20 protein-coding genes and 3 tRNA genes are annotated in these 22,563 nt (G+C 67.1%); 12 read left to right on the forward strand and 11 right to left on the reverse strand.

Annotated elements, in window-relative coordinates; all coding sequences use genetic code 11:
- The first annotated feature begins 335 nt into the window (after window positions 1–335).
- Window positions 336–611: an Lrp/AsnC family transcriptional regulator gene (locus tag ABV408_RS04105; RefSeq protein ID WP_035474285.1), complete on the forward strand. Its 276-nt coding sequence runs from the start codon at window positions 336–338 to the stop codon at window positions 609–611.
- Between the two features lie 118 nt (window positions 612–729).
- On the forward strand, window positions 730–1,473 hold the full coding sequence (locus ABV408_RS04110; protein WP_353981187.1) for a DNA/RNA non-specific endonuclease: 744 nt from the start codon (window positions 730–732) through the stop codon (window positions 1,471–1,473).
- Between the two features lie 94 nt (window positions 1,474–1,567).
- Here ABV408_RS04110 and ABV408_RS04115 read toward each other — a convergent pair whose 3' ends face one another.
- From ABV408_RS04115 to ABV408_RS04160, 10 genes are all read right to left on the reverse strand, one after another.
- A complete protein-coding gene (locus ABV408_RS04115) occupies window positions 1,568–2,530 on the reverse strand; it encodes an alpha/beta hydrolase (RefSeq protein WP_353981188.1) in 963 nt (320 codons plus the stop codon).
- 53 nt (window positions 2,531–2,583) lie between these two features.
- Window positions 2,584–4,731 (reverse strand): acetate--CoA ligase family protein, encoded by a 2,148-nt coding sequence (locus ABV408_RS04120; RefSeq protein ID WP_353981189.1) that lies wholly within the window; start codon window positions 4,729–4,731, stop codon window positions 2,584–2,586.
- 24 nt (window positions 4,732–4,755) lie between these two features.
- The gene (locus tag ABV408_RS04125; protein ID WP_353981190.1) at window positions 4,756–5,598 is read right to left on the reverse strand and encodes a p-hydroxycinnamoyl CoA hydratase/lyase; all 843 of its coding nucleotides are present in this window, start codon (window positions 5,596–5,598) and stop codon (window positions 4,756–4,758) included.
- 124 nt (window positions 5,599–5,722) lie between these two features.
- Window positions 5,723–7,192, reverse strand: a complete 1,470-nt coding sequence (locus tag ABV408_RS04130) for a benzaldehyde dehydrogenase (protein ID WP_353981191.1) — start codon at window positions 7,190–7,192, stop codon at window positions 5,723–5,725.
- Between the two features lie 25 nt (window positions 7,193–7,217).
- Entirely contained in the window at window positions 7,218–7,982 is a 765-nt protein-coding gene (locus ABV408_RS04135; protein WP_353981192.1) for a coniferyl-alcohol dehydrogenase, read from the reverse strand.
- A gap of 28 nt (window positions 7,983–8,010) precedes the next feature.
- Entirely contained in the window at window positions 8,011–8,916 is a 906-nt protein-coding gene (locus ABV408_RS04140) for a transporter (RefSeq protein ID WP_353981193.1), read from the reverse strand.
- Between the two features lie 83 nt (window positions 8,917–8,999).
- Window positions 9,000–9,458 (reverse strand): MarR family transcriptional regulator, encoded by a 459-nt coding sequence (locus ABV408_RS04145; protein ID WP_353981194.1) that lies wholly within the window; start codon window positions 9,456–9,458, stop codon window positions 9,000–9,002.
- Between the two features lie 850 nt (window positions 9,459–10,308).
- Window positions 10,309–10,395, reverse strand: a tRNA-Leu gene (locus ABV408_RS04150).
- A 29-nt stretch (window positions 10,396–10,424) separates the two neighbouring features.
- Window positions 10,425–10,511: transfer RNA gene (locus tag ABV408_RS04155), tRNA-Leu, on the reverse strand.
- A gap of 49 nt (window positions 10,512–10,560) precedes the next feature.
- Window positions 10,561–10,647: transfer RNA gene (locus tag ABV408_RS04160), tRNA-Leu, on the reverse strand.
- Between the two features lie 294 nt (window positions 10,648–10,941).
- Between ABV408_RS04160 and rnr the strand changes: the two genes are divergently transcribed.
- The 10 genes from rnr to ABV408_RS04210 all read left to right on the forward strand — a co-directional run bounded on the left by rnr (window position 10,942) and on the right by ABV408_RS04210 (window position 20,846).
- Entirely contained in the window at window positions 10,942–13,365 is a 2,424-nt protein-coding gene (gene rnr, locus ABV408_RS04165; protein ID WP_353981195.1) for a ribonuclease R, read from the forward strand.
- A complete protein-coding gene (gene rlmB, locus ABV408_RS04170; protein ID WP_353981196.1) occupies window positions 13,365–14,189 on the forward strand; it encodes a 23S rRNA (guanosine(2251)-2'-O)-methyltransferase RlmB in 825 nt (274 codons plus the stop codon). Before rnr ends, rlmB begins: the two co-directional genes overlap by 1 nt.
- A 347-nt stretch (window positions 14,190–14,536) precedes the next feature.
- Window positions 14,537–14,950 carry a 30S ribosomal protein S6 gene (rpsF, locus tag ABV408_RS04175; RefSeq protein WP_110674708.1) on the forward strand — a complete coding sequence of 138 codons (414 nt, stop codon included), beginning with the start codon at window positions 14,537–14,539 and terminating at the stop codon, window positions 14,948–14,950.
- Window positions 14,951–14,973: 23 nt separating this feature from the next.
- Window positions 14,974–15,201: a 30S ribosomal protein S18 gene (gene rpsR, locus ABV408_RS04180; protein ID WP_035472385.1), complete on the forward strand. Its 228-nt coding sequence runs from the start codon at window positions 14,974–14,976 to the stop codon at window positions 15,199–15,201.
- Between the two features lie 29 nt (window positions 15,202–15,230).
- Entirely contained in the window at window positions 15,231–16,082 is an 852-nt protein-coding gene (locus ABV408_RS04185) for a hypothetical protein (RefSeq protein ID WP_353981197.1), read from the forward strand.
- A gap of 16 nt (window positions 16,083–16,098) precedes the next feature.
- Entirely contained in the window at window positions 16,099–16,545 is a 447-nt protein-coding gene (gene rplI, locus ABV408_RS04190; protein ID WP_035472378.1) for a 50S ribosomal protein L9, read from the forward strand.
- Window positions 16,546–16,777: 232 nt separating this feature from the next.
- Window positions 16,778–18,163: a replicative DNA helicase gene (gene dnaB / locus ABV408_RS04195; RefSeq protein ID WP_035472375.1), complete on the forward strand. Its 1,386-nt coding sequence runs from the start codon at window positions 16,778–16,780 to the stop codon at window positions 18,161–18,163.
- Between the two features lie 28 nt (window positions 18,164–18,191).
- A complete protein-coding gene (locus ABV408_RS04200) occupies window positions 18,192–18,485 on the forward strand; it encodes a hypothetical protein (RefSeq protein ID WP_035472372.1) in 294 nt (97 codons plus the stop codon).
- Between the two features lie 183 nt (window positions 18,486–18,668).
- Window positions 18,669–20,372 (forward strand): bifunctional diguanylate cyclase/phosphodiesterase, encoded by a 1,704-nt coding sequence (locus tag ABV408_RS04205; protein WP_353981199.1) that lies wholly within the window; start codon window positions 18,669–18,671, stop codon window positions 20,370–20,372.
- A gap of 171 nt (window positions 20,373–20,543) precedes the next feature.
- Complete coding sequence (locus tag ABV408_RS04210; protein WP_035472366.1) at window positions 20,544–20,846, forward strand: DUF6482 family protein; 303 nt, start codon at window positions 20,544–20,546, stop codon at window positions 20,844–20,846.
- Window positions 20,847–20,982: 136 nt separating this feature from the next.
- On the opposite strand, the gene ABV408_RS04215 is transcribed toward ABV408_RS04210, so the two are convergent.
- A complete protein-coding gene (locus tag ABV408_RS04215; protein ID WP_353981200.1) occupies window positions 20,983–22,545 on the reverse strand; it encodes a cryptochrome/photolyase family protein in 1,563 nt (520 codons plus the stop codon).
- Window positions 22,546–22,563 lie beyond the last annotated feature (18 nt).

Here is a 22,563-nt window from a genome sequence, read left to right on the forward strand (position 1 = left end):
AAACTACCTGCGCTCGGCAATACGGCGTTAAAAATCGGCTGGAGCGCCAGCCCGGTCAAAAATGCTCATTTACACCCCGTAAACTGGAGCGCCAGCCCGGTCCGTTTTCGCCGATTTTTGCCTTAGCTACGCGCCCCGGTCTGGCCTTCGCTCGCTGACTTTTCGTACAAACCCTATAGACGGGCGGCGAGGCGGCAGCCAGGACTCGAGTATGGCGGCCCACGCTGGCGCCGTTCAAGCGCAGCCGCCGGGCGAGAGCTGATATACTCGCGCCCGAGCCTTCATTCTTGATTGTCGTGGTCCCGCCCGGGGCCACCCGCCGGTGGGAGAGAGAGATGCAGAACGCGGTCATTCTGATCAACGTCGAAAAGGGCCGGATTCGCGGTGTCGCCGAACGTCTCGCCGATCTCGAGGGGATCAGCGAAGTCTACTCGACCTGCGGCCGCTACGATCTCATCGCCATCGCGCGCACGCCGGATTTCGAGTCCCTCGCGACCCTGGTCACCGAGCGTCTGATGAGCGTCGAGGGCATCCGCGACACTGAAACCCTCAACGCCATGCAGGTGCATTCGCGCCACGATCTCGACGCCATGTTCTCGGTCGGCCTCTGAGCGCGGAGTGGGGCGCCGTCGGTCTGCCGGAGCGCTGACGCGGCTCTGGCGTACGTCCAAGATCTCCATTGTCTTCGTCGTTGTCGTCAGCGGGCTCTGGTACTACCACGAGAGCGGGGTGCGCGATCAGCTCAGCTGGATGGGCGTGCCCGAGTGGCAGTGGAGCGACTGGCGCAGCTGGAACCGGGTGCTGCGCAACGACGGCTTCCTGCTCGGCTGGTCGGATCTGCGTGCCGGCCCGCTGTGGGTGGGCTATGCGCTGACCCGGGTGGACAACCCCCACAGCCTGCCGCGGCCCGACCACTTCTCGCCCGACTGGCGCAGCCTGTGGCCGATCACCAGCAGCGATTACACCGGCAGCGGCTATGACCGAGGCCATATGGCCCCCAACTACGCCATGGCGGTGGCCCATGGGCGAAGCGCCCAGCTCGACAGCTTCCTGATGACCAACATCACGCCGCAGCGGCCGCACCTCAATCGCCAGCTCTGGCAGCGCCTGGAAGAGGCGGTGATGGACGACTTCGTGCCGCGTTTCGGCAGCGTCTGGGTGTTGACCGGCCCGGTCTACGACGACCAGTGGCTGCATCGGGTCGGCTTCTCGCAGATTCCCGAGGCGTTCTACAAGATCATCGTGGTGCCGGGAACCACGCCGCGGGCGATCGCCTTCCTGATGCCGCAGACGGTCAGCGGCAAGGAGCCGCTGGACCGTTTCCTGGTGACCATCGACGAGATCGAGGCGCGTACCGGTCTCGACTTCTTCCCGCTGCTCAGCGAGCAGGTCCAGCAGCGGCTCGAAGGGCATGTCGATACCGCCGGCTGGGGCCTCGCGGCGATCTCCCGGCGCCCCGGCCGCTATCAGTGAGCGGGGCGATTCGCTGCTCATCCCTCGTGGCTGAGCCAGCCTTGCCAACCGAACCGGTCAGCTCCGCCGTTAGCGCGTGATGCCGCCCCTCGGGTCACGCCAGCCGCTGGCGCAGGAATGCCGCGGCCTGGTCGAGGACGCTGACGGCGGCGGAGACGGCGCCGGCCATCTCGATGAAGCCATGGATCATGCGCGGCACTTCTACGTAGGTCACCGCCACACCCGCCGCCTGCAGCTTGTCGCGGTAGTGCCGCCCCTCGTCGAGCAGGGCGTCGAATTCGGCGGTCACGATCAGCGCTGGCGGCAGCGCTTGCAGATCGGTTGCCAGCAGCGGCGAGACGCGCAGGTCGTGGGTGTCGAAGTCGCCGATGAAGGGCTCGGCCATGGCGCGCATCAGCTCGGTGGTGAGCGGCGGCACCTGACCGTTGCGCTGACGCGACGGCAAGGTGTCCGACTCGGGGGTGAGGTCGAGCCCGGGATAGAACAGCACCTGGGCACGCAGCGCCACGGCGCTCTCTCGCAGTTGCTGGCAGGCCATGGCGGCGAGGCCGCCGCCGGCGCTGTCACCGGCCACCGCCAGACGCGCGGGGTCCAGACCCAGCGAGGCGGCATTGGCGGCGATCCAGCGAATCGCGGCGAGCACATCCTCGGGCCCGTTGGGTGCCGGGTGCTCCGGGGCCAGGCGGTAGTCCACCGCGATCAGCGCCTCGCCGGAGGCGTGGGCGAGGCGCCGGCAGATCTTGTCGTGGCTGTCGAGGTCACCAATGATCCAGCCGCCGCCATGCAGATAGATCGTCGCGGCTGCTGGCGCCGCGTCCGCCGGGCGGGGGCGGTAGAGGCGCAGCGGGATCGGCCCCAGCGGCCCCTCGGCGGCGAGATCGCGGATCTCGTGCATGGGCTGCGCCTCGCCGCCGAGGCGATCGCCCAGCGTGCGATAGACCTCGCGCATCTGGGCGATCGGCAGGGTATCCAGCGGCGGCAGCGACTGTGCCGCCATCTCGCCCAGGACCGTCTGGACCTCGGGGTCGAGACGGGAAAGATCGAACGGTTCCGACATGGCGCTCTCCTGCTTGTCAGGGGGTAAGGGGCGGCCACCGGTGTGGCCGCTAGTCAGGCGATCAGCATCAGGGCGTCCAGGGCGAGCACACCCTGGCCCTCGGGGTAGACCATGACCGGGTTGAGGTCGATCTCGACCAGCCGCGGTTCGGCCTGCATCAGCGCGCCCAGTGCGGCCACCAGCTCGGCCAGGGCAGCCACGTCGCAGGCCGGCTTGCCGCGGTGGCCGTGGAGCAGCGCTGCGCCCTGCAGCTTGTCCAGCTCGCGGCGCACCGCCGCCGCGTTCAGGTCCGCCGGTAGCAGGCGCACGTCGCGCAGTACCTCGGCACTGACGCCGCCGAAACCGACCAGCACCACCGGCCCCCACTGGGGGTCGTGACGGGCGCCGACGATCATCTCGCAGCCGGCGGCGCCCATGCGCTCGATCAGCACGCCATCCAGCGGAGTGTCAGGGGCCAGGCGCGCCAGATCCCGATGTAGCTGTTCCCAGGCCCGGGCCAGCGCCGTCTCGCCCTCGACACCCAGTATGACCCCGCCGACATCGCTCTTGTGGCTCAGTGCCGCCGCCTGGGCCTTGAGCGCGACCGCGCCGCCCAGGTGGGCGGCGATACGCTGCGCCTCGTCCAGCGAGGTGGCCAGCTCCCCCGCGCCGAAGGGCACGCCGAGCGGTGCCAGCAGCTGCTTGGCACGGTACTCGGGAATCACGCCCCCCTGTGCGGGCAGCGCCAGGCCGTGGGGCGCCGGTGGCACGCGTTCGTTGTCGCGCGCGGCCAGCGGATGCAGCCGGGCGATGGCGCGCAGCGCGCGCTCGTGGCTGGGAAAGTAGGGCACCCCCAGCGCGCGCAGCTCGCTGACATAGTCCGCGGGAATCTCGGCGCCTTCATCCAGGCCGGCGCAGATCAGCGCCAGCTCCGGGCGCTGTTCGCGTACCGCCTGCAGCACCGGCGGCAGCTTGATCCGGCAGGTGACCGGGTCGGTCTGGATCAGGCCGACCAGGACCGTACCGAAACGGGGGTCCGCGAACAGCGCCTCCAGCGTGCGCTGGTAGAGCTGCGGGTCGACCAGGCCCTGGGCGGTGAGATCGAGCGGGTTGCTCACCTCGACGAACGGCGGCAGCGCCTCGCGCAGTGCTGGCGAGTCGGCGCTGCCGATCGTCGGCAGGGGCAGCTCGAGCGCTTCGCAGAGATCGAGACAGAGCGCCTTGAAGGCGCCGGACTCCCCCACGATGGCAGTGCCGGTCGCGGGCAGGGCCGGGCAGCGCAGAGCGATCTCGGCGATATCGCCGAGCTCTTCCAGGGTTTCGGCCAGCACCACCCCGGCGCGCTCGACCAGGGTGCGCATTACCGCATGATCGCCGGCCAGGGCGCCGGTGTGAGTCGCGGCGGCGGCACGGGCCGCGCTGCTCCTGCCCGGATGCAGCAGAATCAGACGTTTGCCGCTGGCCTCGGCGCGCTGGGCCAGGGCCAGCAGGCGCCGGGGCTGGCGGAACTGCTCGGCGATCATCGCGATCACCGCCGTACCCGGATCGTCGAGCAGGTAGTCGAGGTAATCCTCCAGATGGCTGGCTGCCTCGTTGCCGGTGGAGATGGCGCAGGAGAGCGCCAGCCCGCGGCTCACCAGAGTGGTGTTGAGCACCGTCATCATGGCGCCACTCTGGGAGAGAATGCCGATCGCCGGCTGGCTGCGGTGGCGCTCGGCCTCGGCGGGGCTGATCGCCACCTCGATGAAGGTCAGTGGCAGGCGCTGGCGGTAGTCGATGCTGCCCAGACAGTTGGGCCCCTGCACCAGCATGCCAGCGTCGGCGGCGATACGGGCGATCTCGCGCTGCTGGGCCAGACCCGCCTCGCCGGCCTCGGCGAAGCCGGCGGAGAAGATCACCACCGCGCCGACCCGGCGCGCGGCGAGTTCGCGCACCGCGTCCACCACGCCGGCCTGGGGGATCGCCAGCAGTGCCACATCGACCCCTTCGGGTAGCGCGGCGATGCTCTCCAGGCACGCTCGCCCGGCGATCTCCGCGCGCCTGGGGTTGATCAGGTGAATCTCGCCGGCATAGCCGTTGCGGGTCAGGTTGCCGAGCACCGCGGCGCCGAGCGCGCCCGGGGTGGCCGAGGCGCCGACGATGGCGATCGACCGCGGTGTCAGCAGGCGCCTTACCGCGCCTTCGGGCAGGCGTCTCGACGCCTGCTGCGATGAGTCCGACATGATGCTGCCTCCTCTGGGTAGGCCTCAGGCGTCGCGGGAGTGCGCGCGGTCGTAGGCGCCCAGGCCGGGCTTGTAGCGCTTCTCGTCGAGGAACTGACGCAGACCTTCGTGGCGGCCGCTGTCGTCACGGCTGTTGGCGGCCTCCTGGGCGCGTACCAGATAGTCCTCGGCGTTGTCGTAGGTCATCTCGCGGACCCGGCGCAGGGCATCCTTGGTCGCCTTGAGCGCGATCGGATTCTTTTCCAGTAGCATTGCGGCCACCTCGGCGACCCGCGTCTGTAGCCGCGCCAGCGGCAGCGCCTCGTTGACCAGCCCCCACTCGGCGGCGGTGGCGCCGTCGATCGGCTCGCCGGTCATGGCGTGGTACATCGCACGCCGGAACGAGAGCAGCTCCACCGCCACCTTGGAGGCGCCGCCACCCGGCAGGATGCCCCAGTTGATCTCGGACAGGCCGAACTTGGCCTCCTCGGCGGCGAACGCCAGATCGCAGGCGAACAGCGGCCCGTAGCCACCGCCGAAGCACCAGCCGTTGACCATGGCGATGGTCGGTTTCTCGTACCAGCGCAGGCGGCGCCACCAGCCGTAGCTCTCGCGCTGGGCCTGGCGGGTGCCGGCGAGGCCGTGGGCTTCGGTATCGCGGAAGTACTGCTGCAGATCCATGCCGGCGGTCCAGGCGCTGCCCTCGCCGCTGAGCACCAGCACCCCGACCTCGGGGTGGAACTCGAGCGCGTCGAGCACCGCCAGCATGCGGCGATTGAGGGCCGGACTCATGGCGTTGCGTTTATCCGGGCGGTTGAACTTCACCCAGGCGACGCCGGATTCGATGGTGTAGGTGACGGTCTCTTCTTCGCTGTGTGACGTTGACATGGCAAAACCTCGCAGGGCTGGGAGAGTGAGCTGCGGCGTGGCGCCGAGGCGCGACGGTGGCAGCGGAAACGGGGTGACGGATGAGACCCGGCCCGCGGCGCCGCTTCGGCGCTGCGGGCAGCGCTCAGAACGGGTAGCTCGGCGGCGTCTGCTTGAGCGTGACCCACTGCCAGTGGGTGTACTGCTCCCAGTCGGCGGGACCGCCGACACTGGTGCCGTTGCCCGAGCTGCCGGTACCGCCGAAGGGGTTGATCACCTCGTCGGCGACGGTCTGGTCGTTGATATGCAAAAGCCCGGTATGCAGCTTGTCGCCGAGCGCCATGGCACGCCCCACCGAGGCCGAGAGAATCCCGGCGGAGAGGCCGTAGTCGGTGGCGTTGGCCAGCGCCGCCGCCTCGTCGTCGTCGTCGAAGACGATCACGTTGGCCACCGGGCCGAAGACCTCCTCGTCGAAGGCGCGCATGCCCGGGCGCACGTTGGAGAGTACGGTGGCGGCGTAGAACAGCCCCTCGTGGGTGCCGCCGGCTTCGAGCACCGCGCCGGCGGCGACGCTGTCGTCGACGATCGCCTTGACGTGCTCGAGCTGGCGCTGGTCGATGATCGGTCCCAGCGCCACCGCTTCCTTGGCCGGGTCACCCACCGGCAGTTGGCGGGCTTTTTCGGCCAGACGCTGGGTCAGCGCCGCGGCCAGGCGGCGCTGGACCAGTACGCGGCCGGTGGCCATGCAGATCTGGCCCTGGTGGAAGTAGGCGCCGAAAGCGATCGCCGACACCGCCTGGTCGAGGTCGGCGTCATCGAGCACGATCAGCGAGTTCTTGCCGCCCAGCTCCAGTGACACCTTCTTGAGATGGCGCCCCGCCAGCTCGCCGATGCGGCGGCCGGCGGCGGTGGAACCGGTGAAGGCGATCATCGGCACGCCCGGCGCCTCGACCAGCGCCTGCCCGGCCTCGGCATCCCCTGGCAGCACGTGCAGGAGCCCCTTGGGCAGGCCGGCGGCGTGTAGGACCTCGGCAATGGCGAAGCCGCCGGCGTAGGGGGTGCGCGGATCGGGCTTGATCACCACGGCGTTGCCCACCGCCAGCGCCGGCGCCACCGAGCGCAGCGACAGCACCAGCGGGAAATTGAACGGCGAGATCACGCCGACCACGCCGAGCGGCCGGCGCCGGGCCAGGCTCATGCGCCCGGGTTCGCTCGGCAGCACCTGGCCGGTGGCCTGTAGCGGCATGGCGGCAGCGCGCTGCAGCAGCACGATCGCCTCGCGCACCTCGTGCTCGCCCTTGGGCAGAATCGCTCCGGTCTCGCGGGCGATCAGGCTCGCCACGGCGGGCGCCTGCGCTTCGAGCAGCGCGGCGGCGCGATGGAACACTGCTGCGCGTTCGCGGGGCGGGGTCGCGGCCCAGGCGCGCTGCGCCTCTTTGGCCCGGGTGACGGCACGGGTGACGGCGGCGGCATCGGCCTTGCCCACGGTATGCAGCGGTGTGCCGGCGCCGGGCTCGATCACCTCGAGGGTGGCGGCGGCCTCGATCCAGTCACCGTCGAACAGCTTGGCGTGCCAGCGCGCGGGATCGGGGAGTCGGGTCGGGGTATCGCTCATGGCGTCTCTCCAGAAATATGAGGGGTCACAGGGCGGTGGCCGCGAGGCCGCCGTCGATGGGGAGGTTGACGCCGTTGATCCAGCGTGCGGCGTCGGAGAGCAGGAACACGACTCCCTCGGCCACCTCGTCGGCGAACGCCGGTCGCTTCATCTTTTCGGCATCCGCGGCGACGCGCTCTGGCCCGAGCATGGTGACGAAGTCGTCGAGGATCGGGGTGAACACCGGGCCGGGGGCGACGCAGTTGACGCGTACGTCGTGGGTCGCGAACCAGGGCCGAGAGCAGCGTGCGCTCCACACGATCAGCGCCTCCTTGAAGTATTGATAGCAGCTCTCGGCGGGAACCGGATGTGCTGCCAGCCAGCGCTCACCGGCGGCGAAGTCGGGGGTGTCGGCGAGGTCGCGGTGGGCTTCCAGGCGCTCGGCCCAGGCGGCGCCGAGGATAGAGGCGACGTTGACCACGCTGCCGCCGGTGAGTCGCGGCAGCAGTGCCTGGCTCAGATGGCGCAGGCCCAGATAGTTGACCTGCGCCACCAACGCCGGGTCGGCGGTGCCTGGCACGCCGGCGATATTGGCCAGGCCGTCGAGGCGTTCGGGCAGTGCCGCGACGAGTGCGTCGATCGCCTGCGGATCGCTCAGGTCGGCCTGATGAAAGGCATCCAGTGTCATGTCGACCGGATGGCGGTCGACCCCGATGACCCGGGCGCCGTGGAAGCGTGCCAGGCGGGCGACTTCGTTGCCGATCCCCGAGGCGACGCCGGTCACCATCAGTGTCTTGCCGTAGAGTTGCATGTCTGGACTCCTCTGCGCGAAGGCGCGTTCAGAAACTGTGGACGAACTGCAGGTTGAGGCTGTTGCCGGCAGCGGCGTTCTCGACCTTGAGCGGGAAGTAGAGATTGACGTTGAGCAGGTTGTCGGCATCGAAGCGATAGGCGCCGCCCGGCCCCAGATAGAGCAAGGTCTGGCGCGAATCTGCCACGCGCTCGCCGTTGGTGCGGTTGTCGCTCAGCTGGCGCAGGTAGAAGCCGTTGATGCCCAGACGCAGCGCATCGCTGACGGCGTAGGAGCTGGCCAGGTTGATCCAGGCGGCATCTCCGGCCTGGCCGTTGTCGAACTCGAAGCCGGGGATGGCAGGCGGTGCGCCGGCGCGGTCGGTTTCGAAGTTGTAGAGATAGTTGAGGCGGGCGCTGATCTCCCACGCCGGGGTGGGGAGGACGGTGACCGCCCAGTTGGGGAGAATCGACCAGTAGCCATCACCGGGGTTGAGGGCACGGTCGCGGTCGAACTTGCCCACCGGCGCGATCACGTCGAATTCGAAACGCTGTGAGAAGACCGGACGCCCCTGGCGGATGATCGGCGCCATCTGCAGATAGGGGCCGAAGGTGATGTCGCCCAGTCCGAAGCCGTTGTCGCTCAGGGTGGCGGGGCTGTCGTCGGCGAAGGAAGCATGCAGATTGACCAGCGGCACCAGCGTGTTGAACCCGAGCCAGCCGCCCCACAGGCGATAGGGGGAGGTGTAGGCGAACTGGGTGATCAGCGCGGTGGAGTCGATCTGCGGGTCACGAAAAGCGGGTGAGTCGTCGCCGCTGGCATCCTTGATCGCATCGAGGTGCGACAGGCGCGCATATTGAATGTAGGTCCAGCCCTGGCCGAGACGGCCGAAGCCATCCATGAAGCTGGTACCGCCGGTGTTCATGCCAGAGCGTAGCTGTACCGTCTGCGGCATCGACTGGGCCTCGGCCGATGGCGTGAGCAGAAGTCCCGCGGCGAGTGTCAGCGTCAGGCCCAGCAGCGACCGGGCGACGTGGTTCAGGCCAGATGTTCGAGCCGCGCCAGCGCTGCCAGCATTGCCTCCCCGTGCGTCGGCCCGAGGCTGTCGAGTAGCCGCGCTTCCATCTCGTTGACCGCGAGCTCGGTCTCGTCGAGCAGCTGCTTGCCCGCGGCGGTGAGATGCAGGTGCTGCATGCGCCGGTCCTGCTTGCCGCGAACCTGGCGTAGCAGCTCGCGCTTCATCAGTCTTGACACCACGATGGCCAGGTTGGGCGGCGAGACGTCCAACGCCTCGGCCAGCTGGCGCTGGTTGACGCCCGGGTTGGCATCCACCAGGACCAGCAGCGAATAGTCCACCGGCTTGAGTTCGAAGCGCGCCATGCACTCCAGGAACAGGCGGCGTATGCGCAGCTCGGCGCGGGTGATGCGAAATCCGAGCAGGCGCGTCAGGCGCGACTGGTCGAGCGAATCGGGGGAAACTGAGGCGTCGGAAGTCATGCGCGCGGGATCGGGCCTGGCATAGAGAGAGCAGTACAGTACCGGCCCCAGGCCGTGCGCCCCGCCCGGAGCGCGGGAGCGGGGCGCGACACGGCACGGGGGCCGAAGCGTTCTCCCCATGATAGCGGCTGATGGATCGATGAGAGCGCAGCGCGGCAGTTTTTTGCCTCGTTGTTTTTTGACGGATTGTTCTTGGCATCGTTGTTTTTCGACTTGTTGTTTTGTTCATGGTCGTTCTCCGGCAAGGGCGCGGATGGAGGTTCGAGGCCGGGAGCGGCGTGGTCCGGCCGGATTCGCCACCGATGCGGCCATCTCCCGCCAGCGCAGCAGCGACGTGCGAGGCGAGTATCCGCAAGAAAATAGTTATGATCCATAATCATTACGTCTAATAACTAGATTGTGAGACGCAGCGTCGCCATGGGCGCGCGGGGGGGGCGTGTGGCTAGCAGAGCCGGCAGCAGGCGTGCGGAAGTCGCGCACAGACAGAGACGCAAACAGTCAGATAGACAGGGGCAAAAGAGTGCGACGGTGGCGAACCGCCGGGGGGCGGGCTGGCCAGGAGTCAGTGCGCAGCAGGAAAACGCAGGAGCGGAACGAGAGAACGGAGCGAGAAAGAGTGAAACGAGAAAGAACGGCGTGGAGCGGTCGATTCGTGACAGTGCGGCGAGCAGTGAGTGCGGGCAGAATGGTGCTGTTCAGGGCGTCGTCAGGCCATTCGAGAAAGCCTGCAGCGGCGCGCAAAAATGCCTAGCCCAAAGCGTGTTCGGACAATCGTTGGGATTGAGGGGGTGTTGCAGTGAGGACAGGGGGTGTCCAGCAGGAGAATCGCATCATATGAAGCATGACAGCGTGGTGCCCAGGAGAGGACTTGAACCTCCACGTCCGTAAGGACACTAGCACCTGAAGCTAGCGCGTCTACCAATTCCGCCACCTGGGCTTGTCATGCTTGCTGCGCGGGATCGAGATTGGTGCCCGGAAGAGGACTTGAACCTCCACGTCCGTAAGGACACTAGCACCTGAAGCTAGCGCGTCTACCAATTCCGCCATCCGGGCTCGATCCTGGCCCTGTCTACCTCGATGATCGTCATGTCGACGACCTCGATGGTGCCCAGAAGAGGACTTGAACCTCCACGTCCGTAAGGACACTAGCACCTGAAGCTAGCGCGTCTACCAATTCCGCCATCTGGGCCAAGGCGCGGTGTATAATACCGACTCTGCGATCGAATGCAAGCCCTTGTCGATAAACCTCTCGCGATCTCCTGCCAGCGCCTCTCCTCGGCGTAAACCCTTATCACCATGACCTTTCTCGGGCCGCCATCACACCGGGCGCTGGATGGCGCCGACAGCTTCGCACGCATGCAACGCCGTCGGTGGTTGGGTCGGAGAGGCGTGACCGCTATACTTGACGCATGACCCATAAAGTAAATAACGGCAATTGCCGCCCGCCGCGTGACTCCCACCCTGAAGCAAGGACGATGGCTGCATGACTCATTGGACGTTGGACGACGATCCGCACGCGGCTCGCGAAACGGAAAAATATGACAATCCCGTACCCAGCCGCGAGTATCTGCTCGCTCGGCTCGAGGAGTACGGCAAGCCGATCACCCATGAGAACATGAGCGCCATGCTCGGGCTCCAGGACGACAACCAGCAGGAAGCGGTGCGTCGTCGTCTCGCCGCGATGGAGCGCGATGGCCAGATTCTGCGCGACCGCAAGGGCGCCTATGCGCTGATCGACAAGCTCGATCTGATCAAGGGGCGTGTTCAGGGGCACCGCGACGGCATGGGCTTCCTGATCCGCCACGATGGCGTGAAGCCCGACCTGGTGCTGCCGCCGCGCCAGATGCGCCGCGTGTTCGACGGCGACGTGGTGCTGGTGCGGGTCAGCGGCCGCGACCGCCGCGGGCGCGACGAAGCCACCATCGTCGAGGTGCTGGCGCGCAACACCCAGACCCTGGTCGGTGTCTTCCGCCAGAACTCCCCCGAGTTCGCGGTGCTGATCCCGGAGAACTCGCGCATCAGTCAGGAGGTGATCATCCCGCACAGCGCCAGCCAGGGCGCCAAGGATGGTCAGATCGTCTCGGTCAATATCACCCGCCAGCCGGAGACCCGCCAGCAGCCGGTGGGCGAAGTGGTCGAAGTGCTGGGTGAGCGCATGGACCCGGGGCTCGAGATCGACATCGCCATCCGCACCCACGATATCCCGGCAGAGTTCCCGCCCGAGGTGGATCAGCAGATCGCCGGCATCTCCGCCGAGGTCCTGGAGGAGGACAAGCGTGCGCGCATCGATCTGCGCGATACGCCGCTGGTCACCATCGACGGCGAGGACGCCAAGGATTTCGACGACGCGGTGTGTGCGTGGAAGACCAAGTCCGGCAGCTGGAAGCTGATCGTCGCCATCGCTGACGTCTCCCACTATGTGCGCGGCGGCAGTGCGCTCGACAACGAAGCCTATGTGCGCGGCAACTCGGTCTACTTCCCCGGCCAGGTAGTGCCGATGCTGCCGGAGCTGCTCTCCAACGGCCTCTGCTCGCTCAACCCGCACGTCGACCGCCTCACCATGGTGTGCGAGATGAACATCTCGCAGAGCGGCAATATCAGCCGCTACAAGTTCTACGAGGCGGTGATCCGCTCCCACGCCCGCCTTACCTACACCGATGTCGGCACCATGCTGCATGAGGGCGACAGTGAGGAAGGGCAGGCGCTGCGCGAGCGCTACCGCGAGTTGGTGCCATCGCTGGAGAACCTGCATGCGCTCTACAAGGTGCTGCGCCAGGCCCGCGAGGCGCGCGGGGCGATCGATTTCGAGACCACCGAAACCCAGATCGTCTTCAACGACGAGCGCAAGATCGAGAAGATCGTGCCGCGTACCCGCAACGACGCTCACAAACTGATCGAGGAGTGCATGCTGGCGGCCAACGTGGCCACCGCGCGCTTCCTCGACAAGCACGACCTGCCGGCGCTCTATCGCGTGCACCAGTCGCCGGCCAGCGAGCGCCTGGAGAACCTGCGGGTATTCCTCGGCGAGCTGGGCCTGACCCTGGGCGGTGGTGACGACCCCTCGCCCAAGGATTACCAGGCCCTGCGCGAGGTGATCAAGGACCGCCCCGACGCCGACATCATCCAGACGGTGATGCTGCGTTCGATGAGCCAGGCGGTCTACTCGCCGCACAACGAGGGCCACTTCGGCCTCGCCTATCAGGCCTATGCGCACTTCACCTCGCCGATCCGCCGCTACCCCGACCTGCTGGTGCACCGGGCCATCCGCTCGGTGATCCGCGGCCCGCGCCAGACCCAGACGGTGATGCGCGCCGAGGGCGCGCCGGTCGAGAAGCCGACCACCTGGTGCCCCTACACCTTCGAGCAGATGGTGGAGCTGGGCGAGCACTGCTCGATGACCGAGCGGCGTGCCGACGACGCCACCCGCGATGTCACCGACTGGCTCAAGTGCGAGTTCCTCTCCGACAAGGTGGGCGAGACCTACGAGGGCACCATCGCCTCGGTGACCCAGTTCGGGATCTTCGTGCGCCTCGATGACGTCTACGTCGAGGGGCTGGTCCACGTCACCTCGCTGCCCTCCGACTACTACCACTACGAGGCCGAGAAGCACCGCCTCAAGGGTGAGCGCAGCGGCGTTGCCTACCGTCTGGGCGATGGCGTCACCGTGCGCGTGGCGCGGGTCGACCTCGACGACCGCAAGATCGATTTCGATCTCGCCGACGCGGCACCGCGCCACCGCAAGACGCCGCGCACGCGCAAGCCAGATGGCGGTGGTGCCAGCGAGGCGTCCACCGAGCAGGCGCCGCGCAAGCGCAAGCAGCGCCCGGGCAAGCGTGAGCGCCAGGGCGGCGACGATAACGGCGGCGGCCAGCGCCGCTCGCGCGGGCCGCGGCGCGGTAAGCGCTGATGGCGCGGGGGCCTCAGCGCGAGCGTGGGCGAAACAAGTCGCGGCCCGCGCCGGAGCGTCCGCGCACGCCCGACGGCCTGGAACCGGTCTACGGCGTGCACGCGGTGCGTGCGCTGTTCGCGCGTGAGCAGCCGCCACGGGTGCTGTGGGTCCAGCAGGGGCACGCCGAGCAGCGTCTCGACGATCTGCTGGCCGAGGCGCATGCCGCCGGCTGCGAGCTGAAGCGGGTCACCCGCGAGGTGCTCGATGCGCTATCGGGGCCGGCGGCGCATCAGGGGGTGGTCGGTTTCTGCCCGCCGCTGGTGGCCGAGAACGAGACCGCGCTGTGGTGGCGGCTGGAGCAGTGGCAGGAGGAGACGCCGCCGCTGCTGCTGATCCTCGATGGCATCACCGATCCGCACAACCTGGGTGCCTGTCTGCGCAGTGCCGACGCTGCCGGGGTGCACGGAGTGATCGTGCCCAAGGACAAGTCGGCGCCGCTCAACGCCACGGTACGCAAGGTCGCCTGCGGCGCGGCGGAGAGCGTGCCGGTGTTCCAGGTGACCAACCTGGCGCGCTGCCTGGAGAAGCTCAAGCAGCAGGGGGTGTGGATCACCGGCACCGCCGGCGAGGCCGACACGCTGCTGTTCGAGGCCGACTTCAGCGGCCCCTGTGCGCTGGTGATGGGCGCCGAGGGCAAGGGCATGCGGCGTCTCACCCGAGAGGCGTGCGATGCGCTGGTCAAGCTGCCGATGCAGGGGCAGGTGACCAGTCTCAACGTCTCCGTCGCCGCCGGCGTGTGCCTGTTCGAGGTGGTGCGCCAGCGCCACACCGCGCGCGGCTGACGCCACCCTCGCTGCGCTTTGGGCGCGCATCGCCGGCAGGGACGGTCGCGTCTCATCGCCGCGGCGTCGTCTCTGTGACACGCCATCTCCGGCCCGCTTTCGTTGCTGCCGTCACGGTATCGGCGGTTGCGCATGGTCGCCTCGATCTCTACAATTACGCGGTTCTGTGGGCAGGCTCTGCTCGCAGAGCCGCGCTCGCACGTTCCGGCAACGGAGCGGCGAGGCGTTCACAGGTCCGAATATCCGGCGCGTGGCGGGCTTGCGCGATCCGGAATCGACTCCTTGCTTCTCGCGGTGCGCGTGACCGCGATCACCCCGCAGAAGCTGCCAAACCGAAAGGAGCTAACATGCGTCACTACGAAATCGTGTTCATGGTCCACCCGGACCAGAGCGAGCAGGTTCCGGCCATGGTCGAGCGCTACACCAGCCTCGTCACCGAAAACGGCGGCACCGTGCATCGTCTCGAAGATTGGGGCCGTCGCCACCTGGCCTACCCGATCAACAAGATCCACAAGGCGCACTACGTGCTGATGAACGTCGAGTGCAGCGGCGAGACCCTCGATGAGATCGAGAACATCTTCCGTTTCAACGACGCCATCATCCGCAGCATGATCGTGCGCAACAAGGAAGCCGTCACCGAAGCATCGCCGATGATGAAGCCGGCCGACGACAAGGGCAGCCGTCGTCGTGACGACAAGTCCTCCGAGCGTGGCGACCGTGAGCGTTCCGAGCGTTCCGAAACCGCTACCGAAGCCAACTGATCACTGCTCGAGGAGAGATTCACATGGCACGTTTTTTCCGTCGTCGTAAGTTCTGCCGCTTCACCGCCGAAGGCGTGAAGTACATCGACTACAAAGACATCGATACGCTGAAAGCCTACGTCACCGAAACCGGCAAGATCGTTCCCAGCCGTATTACCGGTACCCAGGCGCGTTACCAGCGTCAGCTGTCTACCGCCATCAAGCGCGCGCGCTACCTGGCCCTGCTGCCGTACTCCGACAGCCACCAGTAATCCGGCCCGGACAACCATAGCGAGGCGTCATGCTGGGACTGGCCCGTTGGATCATGCGCGGTACGCCGCAGGCGGTAGGTGTGGCAGCGCTGACGGCGCTGGTGCCCTGGCTGTTCTGGTTCAGTGCCGCGGTCGCCGGGCTGGTCACGCTGCGGCGCGGCCTCACCAGTGCCGCGCCGGTGCTGATCGCCGCCGCCATCCCCGCCGGCTGGTGGTGGATGGAGGGCGATTCGGTGCCGCTGGCGAGCATTCTGCTGGTGGCGCTGATGGCCACCGTGCTGCGGGCCCGGATGCGCTGGACCGAGACGCTGCTCGCCGGCACTTCGGTGTGCATGGTGCTGGTCCATCTGGGCATCTTCGTGCCCGCCGGCGGTGCCGGCCCGCTGCTCGACGAGCTGCGGCGCAGCTCGGCCGAAGTCTCCAGCATGCTGGACCGGCTCTCGGCCCAGGGCGTGGACACCCAGCAGATGGCCGCACTGGTCATCGGCGGAGTCACCGGCCTGGTGGTGCTGATGGTGAGCATCGGCTGTCTGGCTTTGGCCCGCAGCTGGCAGGCGGGGCTATACAACCCCGGCGGCTTCCGCGCGGAGTTTCACACCCTGAAACTGTCGCGCGGGCAGCTGGCGCTGCTGCTCGGTGCCACTGCGCTAGGCATGCTGCTGGCAGTACCTGCCGTCAGCCTGCTGGCCTGGGTGCCGCTGCTGGTGGCCGGCGTGGCGCTGGTTCATGGTTTGATCGGTGTGAAGGGAATGAGCGGGTTCTGGCTGGTCGGCTTCTATGCGCTGCTGCTGACTACCTGGCCCACGATTTTGATTGTACTGCTGTTGGCACTGGTGGATACCTTCGCGGATTTTCGCGGTCGCCTGACACGCAGTGATTGACGAGAGGTTCACGAGAATGGAAGTCATTCTGCTCGATAACATCGGCAAGCTTGGCGAACTGGGTGACAAGGTCACCGTCAAGCCCGGCTACGGCCGCAACTACCTGGTGCCCTACGGTCTCGCCGTGCCGGCCACCAAGGACAACGTCGCCGCGTTCGAATCCCAGCGTGCCGAGCTCGAAGCCCAGGCCGCTGCACGCAAGGCGGAAGCCGAAAGCCGTGCCGAACAGCTGTCCGAGATCGAACTGTCGCTGGTCGCCAAAGCGGGCGACGAAGGCAAGCTGTTCGGTTCCATCGGTCCGCGCGATCTGGCCGAAGCGCTGGTCCAGGCCGGTCTCGACGTCGCCAAGAGCGAAGTGCGCATGCCGGAAGGTCCGATTCGCCAGACCGGCGAATATGACATCGCGCTGCAGCTGCACGCCGAAGTCAGCACCAGCGTTCGCGTCGTGGTGGTTGCCGAGTAATCGGTTTCCCCGCGCAGCGACGCTCAAGGCACGTGGGGCCCCGGCCCCACGTGCCTTTTTTCATGGGCGCATGTCTTGCATGGGCGCGTGTCGCGAAAGGCCGGCACGGCCGAGAAGCGCTGGCGGGCGTGGCGAGTCGCGGCGCCGGCTGGGTAGAATGTGCGGCAAATCGTGTGCGGCAAATAATGTACGGCAAATTCCGCCAGCGGATTGTCGAGGGTGATGGCCAGGCATGAACGAACGCGTCGATAACGATCAAGAGACGGCCAAGCTCAAGCTGCCGCCGCACTCGCTGGAGGCGGAGCAGTCGGTGCTGGGCGGGCTGATGCTCGACAACTCCAGCTGGGACACGGTTTCCGAGCGGCTGGTGGCGGACGACTTCTACCGTCAGGAGCACCGCCTCACCTACAACGCCATGGCGGAGCTGGCCGAGGCCACTCAGCCGCTCGACGTGGTCACTCTGTCGGAAGCGCTGGAGCGGCGCGATCAGCTCGAGAGCGTAGGCGGGCTGGCCTACCTGGCGGAACTGGCGCGCAACACGCCCTCGGCGGGCAACATTCGCGCCTATGCCGATATCGTGCGCGAGCGGGCCACCCTGCGCAAACTGATCCAGGCTTCGCGCCAGATCGCCGACAGTGCCTACTCCCCGGATGGGCGCGCCTCCGACGAACTGGTCAACGAGGCCGAGCGGCTGGTGTTCCAGATCAGCGAGTCGCGGCCCAAGTTCGGCGGCCCTCAGGGCATGAGTCAGCTGTTGACCAAGGCGGTCGACCGCATCGACGAGCTGTTCAACATGAAGGGCCAGATGACCGGCATCTCGACCGGCTTTCGCGACCTCGACGAGATGACCTCGGGGCTGCAGCCCTCGGATCTGGTGATCATTGCCGGGCGCCCGTCGATGGGTAAGACCACCTTCGCCATGAACCTGGTCGAGCATGCGGTGGTCGCCGGCGACAAGCCGGTGATCGTGTTCTCGATGGAGATGCCGGCGGAGTCGCTGATGCTGCGTATGCTGTCGTCGCTGGGGCGTATCGACCAGACCCGGGTGAGGACCGGCCAGCTCGAGGACGAGGACTGGCCGCGGCTGACCTCGGCGGTCAACCTGCTCAAGGACAAGCAGCTGTTCATCGACGACACCCCGGCACTGTCGCCCAACGAACTGCGCTCGCGGGTGCGGCGTATCGCCCGTGAGCACGGCAACATCGGGCTGGTGATGATCGACTACCTGCAGCTGATGCAGGTACCGGGGCTGTCCGAGAACCGCACCGCGGAGATCTCCGAGATCTCGCGCTCGCTCAAGGGCGTGGCCAAGGAGTTCAACTGCCCCGTGGTGTCGCTGTCTCAGCTCAACCGTTCGCTCGAGCAGCGCCCCAACAAGCGCCCGGTGATGTCGGACCTGCGCGAGTCCGGTGCTATCGAGCAGGACGCCGACGTCATCGCCTTCGTCTACCGTGACGAGGTCTACAATAGCGATAATCCCGACAACAAGGGGCTGGCCGAGCTGATCATCGGCAAGCAGCGTAACGGCCCCATCGGTACCGTACACATGGCGTTCATCGGCAAGTACACCCGATTCGAGGACCTGGCCCCGGACAGCTATGGCCAGCATTACGAGTAACGCATCAAAGGCTTGAGGAGTCACACCTATGGCAGGCGGTTTTCAGCGCGGACGGCGCCAACGCGTCCCCAAGATCGAGGTTCGCGGGCAACTGGAAAAGCTCGAACGCGAGGGGCCGTTCAAGGAGTGGCTGGGTATGCCGGATCTCTATCGGCACTGGCTGACCGTGGACGGCGAACTCTACAGCTACCAGACCGAGGATGCGGAGCTGCCGGTGGTAGTGGGTGACCGCGTGGTATTCCGCTACAAGGAAGCCAAGGCGGGGCGCTGGATCGACCGCAACTCCCTGGGCAAGGCGATCGACCCCTCCGCCTACCAGTAGGCGCCGGCCCCACGCCCGGCAGAGGCCGTGCCGGGTGCCGCGCGAACGGCGGCGGAGCCTGTCCACGGGCGCGCTGTCATATGACTGTCATGCGCGGCTGCCACCCTGGCGGGCATGAACCCTGCCCCGACTGCGCCCCTCGTTTGCCCACTTCAGCGGCTGCTCGATACGCGCGATCTATGCATGCATTTCCAGCCGATCGTCAGCGTGCCGACCGCCCGGGTGCTGGGCTACGAGGCGCTGGCCCGCGGCCCTCGGGGATCGCCCTACGCGACGCCGTTGCCGCTCTTCGATGCCGCCCGCGAGACCGGCCAGCTGGCGCCACTGGAGCGGCTCTGCCGCGAGCGTGCGGTCGAGGGCTGGGTCGCCACCGGGCTCAGCGAGCTGCTGTTTCTCAATGTCACCCCCGAAGTGCTGATCGATCCGTCGCACATCGGCGGCCAGACCGTGGCGCTGCTGGCGGCCCACGGCCTGAGCCCGCAGCAGATCGTGATCGAGATCACCGAGCAGTCGCCGGGCATCGACCCGGGGCTGATGGCGGAGGCAGCCCAGCACTACCAGGCGATGGGTTTCGCCATCGCCCTGGATGACCTCGGCGACGGCTATGCCGGGCTGCGCCTGTGGTCGCAGCTCAACCCCGATTACGTCAAACTCGATCGCCACTTCGTCAGCGGCCTCGACCGCGACCGGGTCAAGCGCCGTTTCGTGCGTTCGATCGTCGATATCGCCCACAGTCTGGGGAGTCGCGTGGTCGCCGAAGGGGTCGAGCGCGAGGGCGAGCTGCAGGCGCTCGTGGAGCTGGGGGCCGATTTCTACCAGGGCTGGCTGTTCGCGCGGCCCAGCCCCACGCCGCAGGACCAGCGCGCCCAGCTGGAAACGCAGCTGGTCGCGCTGGCCGCGGCGCGGCGCCAGAGTGTCGCGGTGACCGAGATCCGCCGCCTCAGCGTGGCGTTGCCGACGCTGAGCATCGGGACGAGAGTGGCCGAGGCGGCGGAGTGTTTCAGTCGCCTGCCGAGCGCCAACGCCCTGGCCGTGGTCGACCAGCGTCACCAGCCGCTCGGCCTGCTCGGGCGTCAGCAGTTGATGACGCTGCTGGGCAAGCGCTACGGTTTCGATCTCCACGGCCGCCAGCCGGTCGAGACGGTGATGCAGCAGCGCGCGCTCTGTGTGGAGGCGGGAGAGCCGCTGGAGCAGGTCTCGCGCAAGGTGACCGGCCGCGACGAGTCGATGCGCGATGAGGATTTCATCATCACCGACGCCGGCCGCTACCTGGGCATCGGGCATGTCATCAACCTGCTGCAGCTATTCACCGAGCAGCAGGTTCAGTTGGCGCGTCAGGCCAATCCGCTGACGCAGCTGCCGGGCAACCGGCCGATCCGCGCCGCCCTCGAGCACTATCAGCGTCAGAACACGCCCTTCGTCGCCTGCTATCTCGATCTCGATCACTTCAAACCGTTCAACGATCGCTTCGGCTATGCCCTGGGCGACCAGATGATCCTGACCCTGGCGCGGGTACTGAGCGAAGCCCTGGAGCGTGAGGACTTTCTCGGCCATCTCGGCGGTGACGATTTCATTCTGCTGCTCGAAAGCCCCGCTGGCCTGCACCTTCGGCTGGCCGCACTGCAGCAGAACTTCGCCGCCGAGAGCCTCAAGCTGCTGCCGGAGACCGAGCGCCGCGCTGGCGGCTTCGAGGCCAAGGACCGCTTCGACCAGCTGCGCTTCTTCCCCCACACACGGTTGTCCATCACCGCGCTGCGGGTGCCGGTGAATGCTCGCATCGACAGCTTCGGTGACCTCTGGAGCCGCTTCAAGAGCGCGGCCAAGCGGGCGCCCCACGGGCGTGTGGTGGTCAGCTTGCGCGGCGAGCAGCGCTACCCGCAGCGATGATCCTAGGGTGGCGTTCTTATGCTGCAAATGTCGCCACTGACATATAGTCTTAACAAGAATCCGACCTAATGGTCAGGATGCGCGAGGCCAGCCAGGCCAAGCGCCAGCCGGGTGTCCAGCAGGGATGGCTGAACGCCGTATTCGCACATGCAACCCGAACAGGAGGGAACCATGGACCTCAAGGAGCTCACACGCTTTTCCCGCGATCACGACAACTTCGAGATTCGCGTCATCGCCCACGCCGGTAGCCGCTACTACCAGGTGATGGTGGAGCCGGAAGATGGCTCGACCCAGGTACTGACACGCCGCGGCAAGCCGATGCTGTTCCGCGCGCTCGACGATGTCTACGGGGAACTCAAGCAGGCCGGTATCCACCGTGCCTATCTCGTTCAGCAGGTCGCCAACGACGAGATCGTCGGCCACGAGCCGCACTACCACGATCCGTTGCTGTCACGCATGCCGCTGGTCTTCTGAGCGCTTCGCTGACCGCTTCTCTGAGCGCTCGCTCGGGCGCTGAACCCGCGCCTCGATCCTAATCAATCCAACGCTTCACACACTCACCGCGGCAAGTCGACGAGGACTTGCCCGATAGCGGTGGCGTGCGCGCGTATCAGCGGCGCTGATAACCCTCGGCGTGCTCGCCGCGGCCGTAAGGCGGCTCGGTATCCAGACGCTCGAGAAAGGCCCCCGCCTGCGCCAGGATCGCCTCGCGGCGCGACTGCGCCATCTTGTCCCAGCTGCCATAGATCAGCTTCATGCGCTGATTGCCCTTGAGTCGCTCGCGATGGCGCTCCAGGAAGTGCCAGTAGAGGCTGTTGAACGGGCAGGCGTCGCCGCCGGTCACCTGCTTGACGTCGTAACGGCAGTGGCGGCAGTGATCCGACATGCGGTCGATGTACTTTCCCGACGCGCAGTAGGGCTTGGAGCCGAGGTAGCCGCCGTCGGCATAGAGGGTCATGCCAAGGGTATTGGGCAGCTCGACCCATTCGAAGGCGTCGGCATAGACCGCCAGGTACCAATCGCACAGGGCGGCGGGAGAGACGCCGCACAGCAGGGCGAAATTGCCGGTGACCATCAGCCGCTGGATATGGTGCGCGTAGGCGTTGTCGCGGGTCATCTCGATCGCCCGATGCAGGCAGCGCAGATCGGTATCACCGCTCCAGTAGAAAGCTGGCAGACCGCGGCGGGCGTTGAGCCGATTCTCCTGCTTGTAGCCGGGCATGCGCTGCCAGTAGATGCCGCGCACGTACTCGCGCCAGCCGAGGATCTGGCGGATGAAGCCTTCGGCGGCGTTGATCGGCGCGTGCCCGTCCTGCCAGGCCGTCTCCACCGCCTCGCACACCTCCTGTGGCGAGAGCAGGCCGATGTTCAGCGCCGCGGCGAGGCGCGAGTGGTAGAGCAGCGGCTCGCTGTCGCTGATGGCGTCCTGGTAGGTGCCGAAGTCGGCCAGCGCATGCGTGATGAAGTGACGCAGATCACCCAGCGCCTGGCGCCGAGTCACCGCCCAGTTGAAGCCTTCGAGGGTGCCGAAATGCTCACCGAAGTGCGTCGCTACCAGCTCGGCCACCGCCTGAGTGGTGGCGTCCATGCGGTGACGCGGTGGGGTGGGGAAGTCGAGACCCTGGTCGATCGGCGCGCGGTTGTCATGATCGAAGTTCCACTGGCCGCCGGCCGGCTCGTCCGCGTGCATCAAGAGCCCGGTCTGCTTGCGCATGTGACGGTAGAAATCTTCCATGCGAAAGCGCTTGCGTCCCGCCATCCACTCGCCGAAGGCATCGATCGAACAGTAGAAGCGGTTGTCCGGGTAGAGCCGCCAGCGGGTGCCGCGGCGCTGGATGCGTTCGAACAGCCGCCACTCGCCGGGATGGGTGACGCGGATCTCGTCGCAGGCGTAGGCCTCGGCCAGGCGCTCCGCCTCTTCGAGCAGGTCGTGGTGGTTATCGTCATCATCGAGCGCGCTGTAGTGCACCTGATACCCTTTGTCGCGCAGGGTGTCGGCGAAGTGGCGCATCGCCGATAATAGCATCACGATTTTCTGCGGGTGGTGCGGCACGTACTCGCCCTCGGCGCGGACCTCGCACAGCGCGATGAGGGCATCGTCCGGCGCTTCGACGAGAACGTCGAGTGTCTCGCTGAGCTGGTCGCCGAGTATCAGGATCAGGGGGCGCGACATGATCTTATCCATGACTTA

It is taken from the genome of Salinicola endophyticus, assembly GCF_040536835.1.
GTDB classification, from domain to species: domain Bacteria; phylum Pseudomonadota; class Gammaproteobacteria; order Pseudomonadales; family Halomonadaceae; genus Salinicola; species Salinicola endophyticus_A.